Origin of the sequence: Duganella sp. CY15W (genome assembly GCF_009857555.1) — a bacterium.
GTDB classification, from domain to species: domain Bacteria; phylum Pseudomonadota; class Gammaproteobacteria; order Burkholderiales; family Burkholderiaceae_D; genus Rugamonas; species Rugamonas sacchari.
The window spans coordinates 246413-260708 of record NZ_WWCQ01000005.1 but is presented as its reverse complement, the minus strand read 5'-3'; the positions used below and the strand labels follow the sequence as shown (position 1 = coordinate 260708).

The window sequence follows — 14296 nt, the reverse complement described above, 5'->3', positions numbered from 1 at the left end:
CTACGCCTCGCGCGGCGCGGGTTATGTGCGGTAAGCCACAGTAGGGTTAAACCGGTGGCTTGCCTACCAGGTAAGCGTGGAGTAGTTCACGGTCTGCGGCGTCAACCGCGTAGTGGAACTTGCCTGCCACCTGCGTGGCGATGGCAGCGCCGTCCTTGAACAGGATGCGGTTGCCGGCCAGGGCCGGGACTTTGTCGCCAGGCAGCAGCGTGCCGCAGACGTTGAGCGGGTCAACTGCGGAAATGCAGACGTAGCTGTCATCGTGGGGCCGGCGCCGCATTTCGCGCAGCAAGGGGATGGCTTCCGGCAGGGCGAACTGCTCGCCCGAGAGACCGGCCACGAAACGCCCGCCGCGTATCTCGCCGCGCGCTTCCAGCCTGTGATAGACGGGCAGCAGCTCGCGCCAGCTTGGCATCCATGCAGCCTCGCGCTCCAGTAAACGCCAGAACATGACGCCGTAGCGGCGCAGCAGCGTCATGGCGATGTGTTCCAGCGTGTCCGGATCGGTGCGCGGCTTGCGGGCGGTGGTGGACGTGCGCTGGGGCGCAGGTTTGGCATCCGCTGTTTCCATGGGCCGGGTGGTGATGGTGACATCGTCGCCACGGCGCACGATTGCCCAGCGGCCGGCTTCCTCCATGGTCGGCCCGGCGCCACGGCGGCGCCGCTTGTCGCTGTTGGTGAGGCGTTTGTTGGCCGGCACCAGCATGGCGCGCAGGCCGGCGTAGCTGTCGGCGTTGACCAGGCCAGTGGCCACCAGTTCGCCCAGCGTGTTTTCCAGTTCGACGGGCAGCAGACGGGCGTCGTGCGATAGCTCGTCAAAGAACATGGCGCCGTTGTGGCGCAGGGTTTCCAGCACGCGCGCGGCGCGCGGCGAGACTTCGATCTCGCTTGCAACCGCGGGCAGTGCGTGCCACAAGCCCAGCTGGCGGCGAGGCAGCAGCACCAGCGGCGTGCTGCGCACGGGGCCGCCGGCGGCACTGGCAGGCGCGCCGACGCGGGTCCAGACGATTTTGCCGGCGCGGCACAGCTCATCCAGCCACAGGGCGCTGTAGTCGCGCACGCGCTGGGCCAGCAGGTCGCTTTCCCAGGCGCCGGCGGCGGCCTCGTAGCCTTCCAGCTGGGCCAGCACTTCGGCCAGCGTGTCCTGGCCTTGCAGCTGCGCGTCGGGCGCGAGATGCTGCCACTCGAACAGGAAGCGCATGAAGTCCTGGCGCTCGACGGGTTCGATTTCGCGGCGCAGGCTCTTGATGGTGTAGCGGTGAATGCGCGCGAGCAGGTGGCGTTCGCACCATTCTTCAACGGTGACGCCGGGCGTGAAGCGGCCGCGCATGACGTAGCCTTCGCTCTCCAGCTGCGTCAGGGCGATGGTGGCGGTGGAGGCGGGCAGGGCCAGCGGCGCGGCAATCGCGGCCACCGTTTGCGGACCAAACCCGCTGAGCCGCGCGCGCAGTATCTCGACCAGCGCCGCATCACGCGTCCATTCGTCACCCTCCGGCGCCAGGGATGCTACGGCTTCGGGATAGGCCGCATGCACGCAGCGCAGCCGCTCGCGCGCCACCCACAGGTCCACGCCGTCGCGTTGATTCTGCAAGCGCGTGGCGCGGCCGCTGGCGGCCAGACCGTCCAGCCATGCCGTCCAGCCATCCTGACTGGCGGCCTCGCCAGGCGTGATGCAGGCCAGCGACATCAGGGCTTCATGCATTTCGTCGCTGTTGCGCACGGACGGCCAGGCTTCCTCCGCCACGGCGGCAATTGCGCCGACGTCCAGCGCGCCAAGGTCGTCGCTGGAGGCGGGATCGGTCCAGCGGCGCGCGGCCACGGCGCGGGTGCGGCGCTCTTCCAGCGGCGCGTCGTCCAGGAAGGCGTAGGGGCGCGCGTTGAGGATTTCCATTGCCAGCGGTGACGGCGCCGGCAGGTCGCGCGACAGCAGGCGCACTTCACCGGCCTCCATGCGCCGCAGCAGTGCGAGCCAGCCCTCGCTGTCCATCGCCTCGTGCAGGCAGTCGTCCAGTGTTTGGTCCACCAGTGGATGGCTTGGCAACTCCCGTTCGCCGACGATATTTTCCAGGCATGCCGCCTGATCCGGGAACACCGATGCCAGCAGGTCGTCGCTCTTCATGCGCTGCAGCTGCGGAGCGACCTTGCGGCCGCCGGTAAAGCGCGGCAAGGCCAGCGCCGTGGTGGCGTTCCATCGCCAGCGTACGTTGAACAGCGGTGCATCAAGCAGGGCCTGAATCAGGACATGCTCGGCCGTGCTGGAGCGCAGGTAGCGCCACACCTCATCCAGCGGGAAGCTGTGGCTGTCGGACAGCGACAGCACGATCGCGTCCTCGGTCGCCGCTGCCTGCAATTCAAAATTGAAGGTGCGGCAGAAGCGCTTGCGCAGCGCCAGGCCCCAGGCGCGGTTGATACGGCTGCCATATGGCGCATGCAGCACCAGTTGCATGCCGCCCGATTCGTCAAAGAAGCGTTCCATCACTAGCGTATCGCGCGTCGGCAGGGCGCCCAATGCGGCACGCGACCGTGCCAGGTATTCCGCGATCTGGCGTGCCGCCACGTCCTGCAAGCCCAGATGTTCCATCAGCCAGCCCACCGCGTTCTCGATAGCGGCTTCGCCATCCTCCGCTGCGGCCATGACGCGATCCAGCTCGCCGCGCAGGCGCGCCACGCCGGCCGAGAGTTCATCGGTACGTCCCGGCGCTTCGCCAAGCCAGAACGGGATGTTGGGCGCGGCGCCATGCGCGTCCTCCACACGCACCTTGCCCGCCTCGATGCGCTGGATGCGATACGAGGTGTTCCCAAGCTGGAACACGTCGCCGGCCAGGCTCTCCACCGCAAAGTCTTCGTGCACCGTGCCGATATTCTGGCCCTGCGGTTCCAGCAGCACGGTGTAGTCGGCGTTGTCGGGGATGGTCCCGCCGGACATCACGGCGGTCATCTTGCCGCCCCGGCGGCCACGCAAGGTGCCGCTGACGGTGTCCCGGTGCAGGTAGGAGCCGCGCACGCCCTGGCGGCTGTTGTAGCCGTCGGTCAGCATGTGCAGCACCTCGTCGTAGCGCTTGCGCTCCAGTTGCGCGTAGGGCGAGGCGCGGCGCAGCAGCGCGAACAGCTCGTCCTCGCGCCATTCGCGGCATGCCACTTCCGCGACGATCTGCTGCGCCAGCACGTCCAGCGGCGCCGGCGGAATGTGCAGCATGTCCAGTTCATCGCGGCGCACGCAGTCCAGCAGCGCTGTGCATTCGATCAGGTCATCGCGTGAGGTCGGGAACAGCCGCCCGTTGGGCAGGCCACCGACATGGTGGCCGGAGCGGCCCACGCGTTGCAGGAAGGATGCGATGCTGCGCGGCGAACCGATCTGGCACACCAGGTCCACATCGCCGATGTCGATGCCCAGTTCCAGCGATGCGGTGGCAATCAGCACTCGCAATTCGCCGCGCTTGAGCCGCTGCTCGGCATCCAGCCGGTATTCCTTGGCCAGGCTGCCGTGGTGGGCGGCGACATGCTCGGGGCCGAGGCGGTCGGCCAGATGCCGCGCCATGCGCTCCGCCATGCGCCGCGTGTTCACGAAGATCAGCGTGGTGCGGTGCATGACGGTCAGCTCCGCCAGGCGGTCGTAGACGCGTTCCCATACCTCGTTGGCCATCACGGCTTCCAGTGGCACCGGCGGCAGTTCCAGGTTCAGGTCACGCGCGCGCACATGGCCGACATCGACCACGGCGCAGCTGCGGCCAGCGCCGGCAAGGAAATCCGCCACCGCCGAGATGGGCTTTTGCGTGGCCGACAGGCCGACCCGCACCGGCGGCTGCGTGCACAAGGCATCCAGCCGCTCCAGGCTCAGGGCCAGGTGGCTGCCACGCTTGCTGCCGGCGACCGCGTGGATCTCGTCGATAATCACGGTCCGCACATTGGCCAGCATGGCGCGGCCGCTGTCCGACCCCAGCATCACGTACAGCGATTCCGGCGTCGATACCAGGATGTGCGGCGCGCGCCGGCGCATGGCGTTGCGCTCCGCCTGCGTGGTATCGCCGGTGCGGACGGCAGTGCGGATGCCGTGCGGCGCCATGCCCATGGCCGCCAACTCCCGGCCGATGCCTTCCAGCGGCGCCAGCAGGTTGACGCGGATGTCGTTCGACAGCGCCTTCAATGGCGACACATACAACACCCGTGTCTGATCCGGCAGCGGCGTGACGGTGCTTTCGCGCACCAGCGCATCAATCGCGGCGAGGAAGGCGGTCAGGGTCTTGCCGGAACCGGTCGGCGCGGCGATCAGCGTCGGCTGGCCGGACTGGATCAGTGGCCATGCCTGGCGCTGGGCTTCTGTTGCCGAGGGGAATGTATGGCTGAACCAGGCCGCCACCGCAGGGTGGAAATGGTAGGCAATGGCGGCGTTGGGAGCTTTTGTCATGCAGTCTCAGATGGGGGCGAGATGGGGAACTTAAACCTGCGCTGTGTTTCCCTTGGTCATGGTAACCTTGAAATATTGTAATTGATGAATTTCACGAAGCCTGTTTCCATGACCATGCCTGCCGCCGCGCCCCCGGATATTCCCCGTTTTCTGATTGCTCCCGGCGAGCTGGGGGCCATGATCTCCGCCCATGACTGGGCCGGCACGCCGCTGGGGCCCATCGCGGAGTGGCCGCACAGCCTCAAGACCGTGGTCAGTCTCATGCTCAACTCGCCGCAGCCGATGTGGATAGGCTGGGGCGATGAAGTGACGTTTCTGTACAACGACGCGTATATCGATGTGCTGGGCATGGCCAAGCACCGCTGGGCGCTGGGCCGCCCCATGGTCGAAGTCTGGGCCGAGATCTGGGACTACTGCGGCCCGCTGGTGGAACGCGTGTTCAAAAACGGCGTATCGACCATGGCCGATGGCCAGCGCCTGTTCATGCGCCGCGGCGACGTACTGGAAGAGACGTTTTATTCGTTCTCTTATAGCCCGGTGCGTGACGAATCGGGCAATGTCGCTGGTCTGTTCTGCGCCAACCTGGATGTCACCGACCGTCATCTGTATGCGCGCCGCCTGCGTACGCTGTCGGAGCTGAACGCCCGCACCCTGCAGGAAAAGACCGTGCATGGCGCTTGCGCGATTGCGCTGGACGCCATCGGCGGCAATCCGGACGACGTGCCATTCGCGCAAATGTACCTGACCGACGCTCAGGGCAGGCTGCAACTGCTGCAGGCCACGCATGGCGAGATCGACGGCGCGCGCGACGTGTTCGAGGTGGACGCGGTCATCGCGGAAGCCGCGCCACGTCTCATCAGCATGACGTTGCCGCCGCCGGGCGTGCCGCTGGGCCTGGCCCAGCAGCCCTTGCGTGAAGCGCTGGTGCTGCCGCTGCTGGATTCCGGTGCGCTGGTGCTTGGGGTCAGCTCGGCGCGCCGGCTGGATGCGGATTACCGCAGCTTTCTGGAACTGATCGCCAACCAGACCGGCAATGCAATACGCCATGCGCGCGCAGCGGAGGATGAACGCCTGCGCGCCGAGATGCTCGCGGAAGTGGACCGCGCCAAGACGCAGTTCTTCAGCAACGTCAGCCACGAATTCCGCACGCCGCTCACACTGCTGCTCGGCCCCGTGCAGGACGCGCTCGAAGACGCGGATGCCTCGCTGCCGCTGGCGCAGCGCGAACGTCTGCAGATCGTGCAGCGTAACGCGTTACGGCTGCAAAAACTGGTCAACACGCTGCTGGAGTTCTCGCGCGTACAGGCCGGCCGGGCGCAAGCGCGGTTTACGCCGACCGACCTGGCGGCGTTGACGGCCGATCTGGCCAGCAGCTTCCGCTCCGCCGTGGAGGGCGCCGGCATGCGGCTGGTGGTGGACTGTCCGGCGCTGCCGCAGCAAGTCTATGTCGATCCGTCGATGTGGGAAAAGATCGTACTGAACCTGATGTCCAACGCCTTCAAGTTTACGTTTGAGGGCGAGATCCGCGTGAGCCTGCGCAGTGCCGGCGGACAGGCGCGCCTGTCGGTGGCCGATACCGGCAGCGGCATTCCGCATGACCAGCTGCCGCATCTGTTTGAACGGTTCCACCGGGTTGAGGGCGCCCGTTCGCGCACGCATGAAGGTTCGGGCATCGGCCTGGCGCTGGTCCATGACCTGGTGGCGCTGCATGGCGGCGAGATCGGCGTGGAAAGTGTGCTGGGACGCGGGACGGTGTTCAGCGTGGCACTGCCGCTGGGCAGCGCCCATTTGCCGGCCGAGCAACTGGCGCTGGCGCCGGCGCGGCCGATGCAGAGCAATGCCGCCGCCTATGTGACGGAAGCGGAGGGCTGGGGGCAGCAGCAGGCCGCGCCATGTGAAGGCTGTGCCGTGCACGGTCGCCTGCTGATCGCCGATGACAACGCCGACATGCGCGATTATCTGCAACGGCTGCTGCAGCATCAATGGCAGGTGGAGGTGTGCAATAACGGTCTGGAAGCCCTGGCCATCATCGAACGCGATGCGCCGGATCTGATACTGTCCGATGTCATGATGCCGCAGCTGGACGGCTTTGGCCTGCTGGCCGCAGTACGCGCGCAGCCGGCCACGCGCGACATCCCGTTCATGCTGCTGTCGGCGCGGGCCGGGGAGGAGGCGCGCCTGGAAGGCTTGCAGGCCGGCGCTGACGATTACCTGGTCAAGCCGTTCTCCGGCCGCGAGCTGTCGGCGCGTATCGAGGTGCTGCGTCTGCGCCAGCGCGTGCGCGGGGCGCAGGATGAGGCGGCGCGCCGCATGCGCAGTATTTTCAGCCAGGCGCCGGTCGCCATCGCGATTCTGAACGGACCGCAGCACGTCTACGAACAGGCCAACGATTACTACCAGCGCCTGCTGGGCAATCGCCGGCTGCTTGGGCTGCCGATCCGCGAGGCGCTGCCGGAACTGGACATGCAGGGCATTTACGAACTGCTGGATGGCGTGCTGGCCAGCGGCCAGCCGTACGTCGGCCGTTCGGTGCACCTGCGCCTGAGCCGGAGTGCCGGCCTGCCGTTGACGGATTGCTGGTTCGATTTTGTCTACCATCCGCTGTTTGACGACAGCGGCAAGGTGGAAGGCGTGGCCGTGGTGGCGTTTGAGGTGACCGAACTGGCCACCGCCAAGCGCGCGGCCGAAGCGGCCAACCGCGCCAAGGATGAATTCCTCGCCATGCTGGGCCATGAGCTGCGCAATCCGCTGGCGCCCATCGTCACGGCCTTGCAGCTGATGCGGATGCGCGGCGGCGATTTTGCCGCCAAGGAGCGCGCTGTCATCGAACGCCAGACCAACCACCTGGTGGCGCTGGTGGACGACCTGCTGGATGTGTCGCGGGTGGCGGAGGGCAAGGTGCAGCTGCGCCGGGAACCGGTCGATATTGCCGAGGTGGTGGCGCGCGCGGTGGAAACCGCCAGCCCGCTGATCGAGCAAAAGCGCCATACGCTGAGCATCGATGTGCCGGCCGCGGAACTCATGGTGCTGGCCGATCCGGGACGCCTGGGCCAGGTGCTGGCCAATCTGCTGACCAATGCGGCCAAGTACACGGAGCCGGGCGGCTGCCTCGGCGTGAAGGCACGGCGCGACGGCGATCAGCTGCTGATCGATGTCAGCGACAACGGCATCGGTATCTCGGCCGAGATGCTGGGCTCCGTGTTTGAACGGTTTACCCAGGAGCGGCAGGCGCTCAGCCGGTCGCAGGGCGGGCTGGGACTGGGCCTGGCGATTGCCCGCAGCATGATGGAGCTGCATGGCGGCAGCGTGACGGCGCACAGCGCGGGGATAGGGGACGGCAGCGTCTTCAGCGTCCGCATGGCGTTGCTGGATGATGCCGGCCAGTCGATCACCTCCACCGTGGCCGCCTCGGCGCATGCTGGGCAGGGCCAGCTGGAGATCCTGGTGGTAGACGACAACGAAGATGCGGCCCATGCCCTGGCGGAAGCCCTGCAACTGCTGGGACATGTGGTGCGGGTGGCGTTCAGCGCGCCAGCCGCGCTGGAAGCGGCGGCGCAGTGGGTGCCGCAGGTCGGCATCCTGGATATCGGCCTGCCCGGCATGGATGGCTACGAACTGGCGGCGCGCCTGCTGGAGCAGGCCGGCAAGACGCCGTTGCGCCTGATTGCGGTGACCGGCTACGGCCAGGCCGCAGACCGCCAGCGCGCGCTGGCAGCCGGTTTTGAGTGCCATCTGGCCAAGCCGGTCGACCTGGTCCGGCTGGATGCGCTGCTGCATGCGCCGCCAGCCCTCCGCACTGTAGAAAAATAGCCTTACAGAATTTTTTGTAGCCTGCTATGCTAGACGCCACTTGTAGGTTTGACACCAATATCACTTCAAAATGGGGATGGAATGAGCTCGAATGACCTGACGCGCCGCATCAGCACCTTGATTCAACAGCACGAAGCCGTAATCCTGGCCGAGTGGATCGCCAATTTGCAGGCGCTGTCGTTCCGCAGCGATGCCGCCTCCGACGAGCAGTTGCGCCGCCACTGCAGCCAGTTCCTGGCCCTGCTGCCGGCGGCCGTACAGAGCGAAGGTTTCGACAGCATCGACGGCCGCGGCTATGACGAGCTGCGCGATCTGCTGTCTGAAATATCCACCCAGCGCGCGCGCCAGGGCTCGACGCCGAGCGAAACCGCGACCTATGTCTTCTCGCTCAAGCAGCCGCTGTTCGGCGCCATGCGCACGGCGCTCGCAAGCGAGCCGGAAGTGCTGGCGGAAGCGTCGTGGAGCATCACCGCACTGATCGACAAACTGGGTTTGTACACCATCGAGATCTATCAGAAGAGCCGCGACCAGATCATCGCGCGCCAGCAGCAGGAGTTGCTGGAACTGTCGACGCCGGTAGTCAAGCTGTGGCAGGACATTCTGGCGCTGCCGCTGATTGGCACGCTGGACAGCGCGCGCACCCAGGTCGTCATGGAAAGCCTGCTGGAGAAGATCGTTGAAACGGGCGCCGCGATTGCGATTATTGACATCACCGGCGTGCCGACGGTGGACACGCTGGTGGCGCAGCATTTGCTGAAGACCATCGCCGCCGCGCGCCTGATGGGCGCTGACTGCATCATCAGCGGCATCCGCCCGCAAATTGCCCAGACCATCGTGCACCTGGGCGTGAATCTGGAAGATGTGATGACCAAGGCAACCCTGGCCGATGCGCTGGTGGTGGCGCTGGCCCGGGTTGGCGCCAGCGTAACCCGCAATGCGGCGTGAGGCGCGCATGGACCGCATTCCGATACTTCGCATAGGCGACATGCTGCTGGTCAGCATCCAGGTGGATATGCATGACCGTCTGGCGATGGCCTTGCAGGACGACCTGACCGAGCGCATTGTGAAGGACCGCGCCAAGGGGGTGCTGATTGATATTTCGGCGCTGGACCTGGTCGACTCCTTCATTGGCCGCATGATCAGCAATACCGCCGCCATGGCGCGCGTGCTTGATGCGCAGACTGTGCTGGTGGGCATGCAGCCGGCGGTGGCCATCACCCTGGTGGAACTGGGCCTGACCCTGCCGGGCGTTAAAACAGCGCTCAATGTGGAGAAGGGGATGATACTGTTAGGCAAGAGCTACCAGTCATGAACACGGTCCATGCGCCCGATGCGGTGCGCTTCAATTCACGCCTGTTGCGCGGTGGCGGACAGCAGGTTCAGAGCAGTGTGACCCTGCCGCTGCAAACCGATGAGCATGTGGTCGGTGTGCGCAAGTTGGTGCGCGAAATGGCGCTGGCGCTGAAACTGAGCCTGGTCGAGCAGACCAAGCTGGTGACTGCCGCCAGTGAACTGGCGCGCAACACCATCAAGTACGGCGGCGGCGGCGTGGTGCTGGCACAGACCGTCGGCAGTGGCGGCCCGAGCGGCATCCGGCTGGTGTTTGCCGACGATGGTCCCGGCATCGCCGATATCGAACAGGCGCTGCGCGATGGTTATACCAGCGGCGGCGGACTTGGCCTGGGGCTGGGCGGCGCCAAGCGCCTGGTCGATGAGTTTGAAATTGATTCACGCAGTGGTGAAGGGACGGCGGTAGCCATTCTCAAATGGAAAAAATAAACAGCTCGCTGGCGGGATCTCACTGGGTTGAGATCACGCACTCCAGCGATATCGCCGCCGCCCGGCGCCTGGGCCAACGCCTGGCGCAGCAGCAGGACTTCGATGAAACGCGTGCCGGCCAGCTGGCCATCGTCATCACCGAAGCGGCCACCAATGTGCTTAAACATGCCCGCGAGGGCCGCATGCTGCTGACGGCGATTCATGCCGGCGAGGCACGCGGGGTCGAAGTACTGTCGATCGACAAAGGTCCAGGTATCGGCAACCTGCCGCAAGCCTTGCGCGACGGCGTTTCCAGCGCCGGTACCGCCGGCACCGGCTTGGGCGCGCTGCGGCGCCTGTCCGACGAATTCGATGTCTATGCCCCGGCAGGCAAGGGGGCGGTGTTTTTCATGCGCTTATGGCGCGAGGCGTCTGCCGTACCGCTGCCTGCGGGCGGCGTTTGCCTGCCGCTGGCAGGAGAAACCGAGAGCGGCGATGCCTGGGCGTTTGCTGTAGGGCAGGCGCCACTGGCACTGATGGTGGCCGATGGCCTGGGCCATGGTCCGGAAGCGGCCAGGGCGGCGGCGGCGGCGCTGCAGACGCTGGCAAAGCATCCGCAACTGCGGCCGGCGGCGCAGATCGAGGCCTGTCACGCGGCGCTACGGCCCACGCGCGGCGCGGCACTGGCCACGGCCTTGCTGGACCCGGCGCAGCGGCAACTGTACTTTGCTGGCGTGGGCAATATCGGCGCCTGCGTGATCGAGCAGGGCACGCGCCGCCAGCTGGTGTCGCATAACGGTATCGTTGGCCATAACATGCGCAAGGTGCAGGAATTTACCGTGCCCTCCGCTCCGGGTGCGCTGGTGATACTGGCCAGCGACGGCATCAGCACCCAGTGGGACCTTGGGGGATACCCCGGACTGATGGCATGCGCGCCATCGGTGATCGCCGCGGTACTGCTGCGCGATTATGCGCGGGAACGCGACGATGCCAGCGTGCTGGTGCTGCGCTGTCCGGAGGTGGCGTGAATCAGGCGCGCATTCTGCAGGTGGGCATCGACAGCGAGCCGGATGTGGTGATGGTGCGCCAGCGCGCGCGCCAGATCTCCGGCCTGCTCGGCTTCAGCGTGCAGGACCAGGTGCGGGTGGCGACGGCGGTGTCGGAAGTGGCGCGCTGCGCCTGCGGCAGGGTGGCTGGCGGTCGGGCCATATTCGCGCTGGAGATGCTCGGTGGTACACAGCATCTGAGCGTGGTGGTGCGTGCCGCCAGAAGTGCGGCGCGGGTGGTGGCGCAGGCGCCCGGACTGGATGCGGAGCCGCCTGCGGTGCAGCTGGAGAATGCAGTGGTCACGGCGCATCGGCTGATGGACGATTGCAGCGTGCATGAGCAGGATGACGGCGGCCTGCATGTCGCCATGCGCAAGGTGGTGCCGGGGCGGCAGCGCATCGACGGCATGGCGCTGCAGCGCCTGACGGCGCAGCTGGCCGCCAGCCCGGTACAGAATACCTATTCGGAAATGCAGCAGCAGAACCGCGAACTGGCGGCGGCGCTGGCCGAACTGCGCGAGCGCCAGGATGACTTGCTGGCCTTGACGCGCGAACTCGAAGACACCAATCGCGGCGTGGTCGCGCTGTATGCCGAGATCGAGGAAAAGGCGGAGCGCCTGCGCAAGGCCGACGAGATGAAATCGCGCTTCCTGTCCAACACCAGCCACGAACTGCGCACGCCGCTGAGTTCCATCCGCGCGCTGGCCAAGTTGCTGCTGGACCGCATGGACGGCGAATTGACGGTCGAGCAGGAGCGCCAGGTGAGCTTTATCGCCACGGCTGCCAACGATTTGTCGGAGCTGGTCAACGACTTGCTGGACCTGGCCAAGATCGAGGCGGGCAAGGTGCAACTGTCGATTGCACCACTCAATGTGACGGATTTGTTCAGCACCTTGAAAGGCATGCTGCGCCCTTTGCCCCGCAATGCCGGCGTGGGCTTGGTGTTTGAGCTGCCGGAAACCGCAGTGACGATGATGTCGGACGAAGGCAAGGTGGCGCAGATCCTGCGCAACTTCATTTCCAACGCGCTGAAATTTACTGAATCCGGCCAGGTGACGGTGGCGCTGCAGGTGGCGCCAGATCCGGACTGGGTGACGCTGACGGTCAGCGACACCGGCATCGGTATCAGCGCCGACAACCTACAACTGATCTTCGAGGAGTTCAGCCAGATCGAAAACCCGCTGCAGCGGCGCAGCAAGGGCACGGGCCTGGGCCTGCCGTTGTGCCGCAAGCTGGCCACGCTGCTGGGCGGTACCGTGGACGTCAGCAGCGCGCCCGGCGTCGGCTCGACATTTTTCCTGCACCTGCCGCTGCGCTACCAGCCAGCTGAGTCCGATGGGAGCGCTACATCATGAACGAAATCAACAACAGCACGGTGCTGATCCTCAATGTCGATGATAACGACGGCGCGCGCTATGTGAAGAGCCGCATCCTGCAGAACGCCGGTTTCCAGGTGGCGGAAGCGGCGAATGGCACCGATGCGCTGCTCATGGCGCGCAAGCTGGTGCCGGCGCTGGTACTGCTCGACGTCAAACTGCCCGACATCAATGGCATAGAAGTGTGCCGCCAGATCAAGGCCGACGTCAGCACCTGCACTGTGCTGGTGCTGCAAACCTCGGCGGCGCTGACCGGCCGCGATGACAAAATCCGCGGCCTGGAAGGCGGCGCCGACAACTACCTGGCGGCGCCGATCGAAGCGGATGAACTGATCGCCAACGTCAATGCGCTGCTGCGCCTGCAACGCACCCAGATGGCATTGCGGAACAGTGAAGAACGGTTCCGCCAGCTGACCGACAATATCGAGGACGTGTTCTGGATGTTTGATCTGGAAGGCGGCGCGCTGCTGTATGTCAGCAAGGCGTATGACCAGATGTGGGGCCGCAGCACTGCGCAGCTGCAGCAATCGCCGGACGACTGGCTGGCGGCCATCCATGCCGAGGACCGCGCCGCCGTCGCCGCGCACTGGCAGGCAGTGCGCCAGGGCGAGCATTATGACCAGGAGTATCGGCTGTTGCTGGCCGGTGGCGCCGAGCGCTGGGTGCGCGACCGCGCTTTCCCGGTGCGCGACGCGGCCGATGTCCCGTACCGTATTGCCCGTATTACCAGCGATATCACGCACCGCAAGCAGATGGAGGGCTTGCTGCATGCGGCGGACGAAAACAAGAACGACTTCCTGGCCACGCTGGCGCACGAACTGCGTAATCCTCTGAGCCCGATCCGCAATGCGGTCGCGCTGATGAATGCCACCGGCGTCGAACAGGCGGAAGTCCACCACAAGGCGCGCGAAGTCATCATGCGCCAGGTCGGCCATCTGTCACGGCTGGTGGATGATTTGCTGGATGTGGCGCGCATCTCCGAGGGCAAGCTGATGCTGCGCATGCAGGATGTGGAACTGCACGCGGTGCTGGAGCCGGCGCTGGAGACGGCGCGGCCGCTGATCGAGGCGCGCGGGCACGTACTGTATCTGGAGGTGCCGCCCCAGCCGATCTGGCTGCACGGCGATCCGGTGCGGCTGGCGCAGGCGGTCGGCAACCTGCTGCACAATGCCGCCAAGTTCACCAACCGTGGCGGCGAGATCCGGCTGCGGGTGAGTATGCCGGCACCGCAGACGGTGCGGATTGCCGTCAGCGACAATGGCATCGGCATCACCGATTACAACCTGCCGCGCATCTTCAATATGTTCGCGCAGGGCGCATCGGCGCATGATCGCGCCCACGATGGCCTGGGCATCGGCCTGTCGCTGGTGTCGACGCTGGCGGGCATGCATGGCGGCAGCGTCATGGCGGACAGCCCGGGCATCGACCAGGGCAGTACCTTTGTCATCGAGCTGCCGTTGCTGGCGCAGGCACCGGCGCCGGCCGCCCCTTCGCCGTCGCCGGAATCGCCAGAGGCGCGGCGCGTGCTGCTGGTGGACGATAACGTCGATTCGGCCGAAGTGATGGGCGAGCTGCTGAAGTTTATGGGACATACCATCCACCTGGCGCATGATGCCGACGGCGCGCTGGCGCTGGCGCGCGAACACCGGCCGGACGTCATCATCCTGGACATCGGCCTGCCCAATGTGGATGGGCATGCGGTGGCGCGCATGCTGCGGGCCGACCCCTTGTTCACGCATACCCGGCTGGTTGCGCATACCGGCTTTGGCTCGGAGCGCGACCGGGAAAATACGGCGGCATCGGGCTTTGACTATCACCTGGTGAAACCTGCCAGCTTTGATGAACTGGCACAGGTGCTGAAGGGCGGCTAGCGCGCCGCTGTACTCCCCGGCACAGCTACA

At 66.1% G+C, this 14296-nt stretch carries 8 protein-coding genes; 7 read left to right on the top strand and 1 reads right to left on the bottom strand.

Annotation, left to right across the window (positions count from 1 at the left end):
• Positions 1–46: 46 nt before the first annotated feature.
• The gene (locus tag GTP58_RS23690; protein ID WP_161079545.1) at positions 47–4405 is read right to left on the bottom strand and encodes a DEAD/DEAH box helicase; all 4359 of its coding nucleotides are present in this window, start codon (positions 4403–4405) and stop codon (positions 47–49) included.
• 108 nt (positions 4406–4513) lie between these two features.
• On the opposite strand from GTP58_RS23690, the gene GTP58_RS23685 reads away from it, so the two are divergent.
• The 7 genes from GTP58_RS23685 to GTP58_RS23655 all read left to right on the top strand — a co-directional run bounded on the left by GTP58_RS23685 (position 4514) and on the right by GTP58_RS23655 (position 14266).
• Positions 4514–8215 (top strand): ATP-binding protein, encoded by a 3702-nt coding sequence (locus GTP58_RS23685; RefSeq protein WP_161079544.1) that lies wholly within the window; start codon positions 4514–4516, stop codon positions 8213–8215.
• 81 nt (positions 8216–8296) lie between these two features.
• Positions 8297–9160, top strand: coding sequence for an STAS domain-containing protein (locus GTP58_RS23680; protein WP_161079543.1), 864 nt, complete (start codon positions 8297–8299; stop codon positions 9158–9160).
• A 7-nt stretch (positions 9161–9167) separates the two neighbouring features.
• Entirely contained in the window at positions 9168–9527 is a 360-nt protein-coding gene (locus tag GTP58_RS23675; RefSeq protein WP_161079542.1) for an STAS domain-containing protein, read from the top strand.
• Entirely contained in the window at positions 9524–9994 is a 471-nt protein-coding gene (locus GTP58_RS23670; RefSeq protein ID WP_161079541.1) for an anti-sigma regulatory factor, read from the top strand. The genes GTP58_RS23675 and GTP58_RS23670 overlap by 4 nt, the downstream gene beginning before the upstream one ends.
• The gene (locus GTP58_RS23665; protein ID WP_161079540.1) at positions 9982–11001 is read left to right on the top strand and encodes an ATP-binding SpoIIE family protein phosphatase; all 1020 of its coding nucleotides are present in this window, start codon (positions 9982–9984) and stop codon (positions 10999–11001) included. Before GTP58_RS23670 ends, GTP58_RS23665 begins: the two co-directional genes overlap by 13 nt.
• Positions 10998–12374 carry a sensor histidine kinase gene (locus GTP58_RS23660; protein ID WP_161079539.1) on the top strand — a complete coding sequence of 459 codons (1377 nt, stop codon included), beginning with the start codon at positions 10998–11000 and terminating at the stop codon, positions 12372–12374. Before GTP58_RS23665 ends, GTP58_RS23660 begins: the two co-directional genes overlap by 4 nt.
• A complete protein-coding gene (locus tag GTP58_RS23655; protein ID WP_161079538.1) occupies positions 12371–14266 on the top strand; it encodes a response regulator in 1896 nt (631 codons plus the stop codon). The genes GTP58_RS23660 and GTP58_RS23655 overlap by 4 nt, the downstream gene beginning before the upstream one ends.
• Positions 14267–14296 lie beyond the last annotated feature (30 nt).

Coding starts and splice junctions, on each gene's coding strand:
- GTP58_RS23690 (WP_161079545.1), bottom strand. CDS start 4,405: ATGACAAAAGCTCCCAACGCCGCCATTGCCTACCATTTCCACCCTGCG.
- GTP58_RS23685 (WP_161079544.1), top strand. CDS start 4,514: ATGACCATGCCTGCCGCCGCGCCCCCGGATATTCCCCGTTTTCTGATT.
- GTP58_RS23680 (WP_161079543.1), top strand. CDS start 8,297: ATGAGCTCGAATGACCTGACGCGCCGCATCAGCACCTTGATTCAACAG.
- GTP58_RS23675 (WP_161079542.1), top strand. CDS start 9,168: ATGGACCGCATTCCGATACTTCGCATAGGCGACATGCTGCTGGTCAGC.
- GTP58_RS23670 (WP_161079541.1), top strand. CDS start 9,524: ATGAACACGGTCCATGCGCCCGATGCGGTGCGCTTCAATTCACGCCTG.
- GTP58_RS23665 (WP_161079540.1), top strand. CDS start 9,982: ATGGAAAAAATAAACAGCTCGCTGGCGGGATCTCACTGGGTTGAGATC.
- GTP58_RS23655 (WP_161079538.1), top strand. CDS start 12,371: ATGAACGAAATCAACAACAGCACGGTGCTGATCCTCAATGTCGATGAT.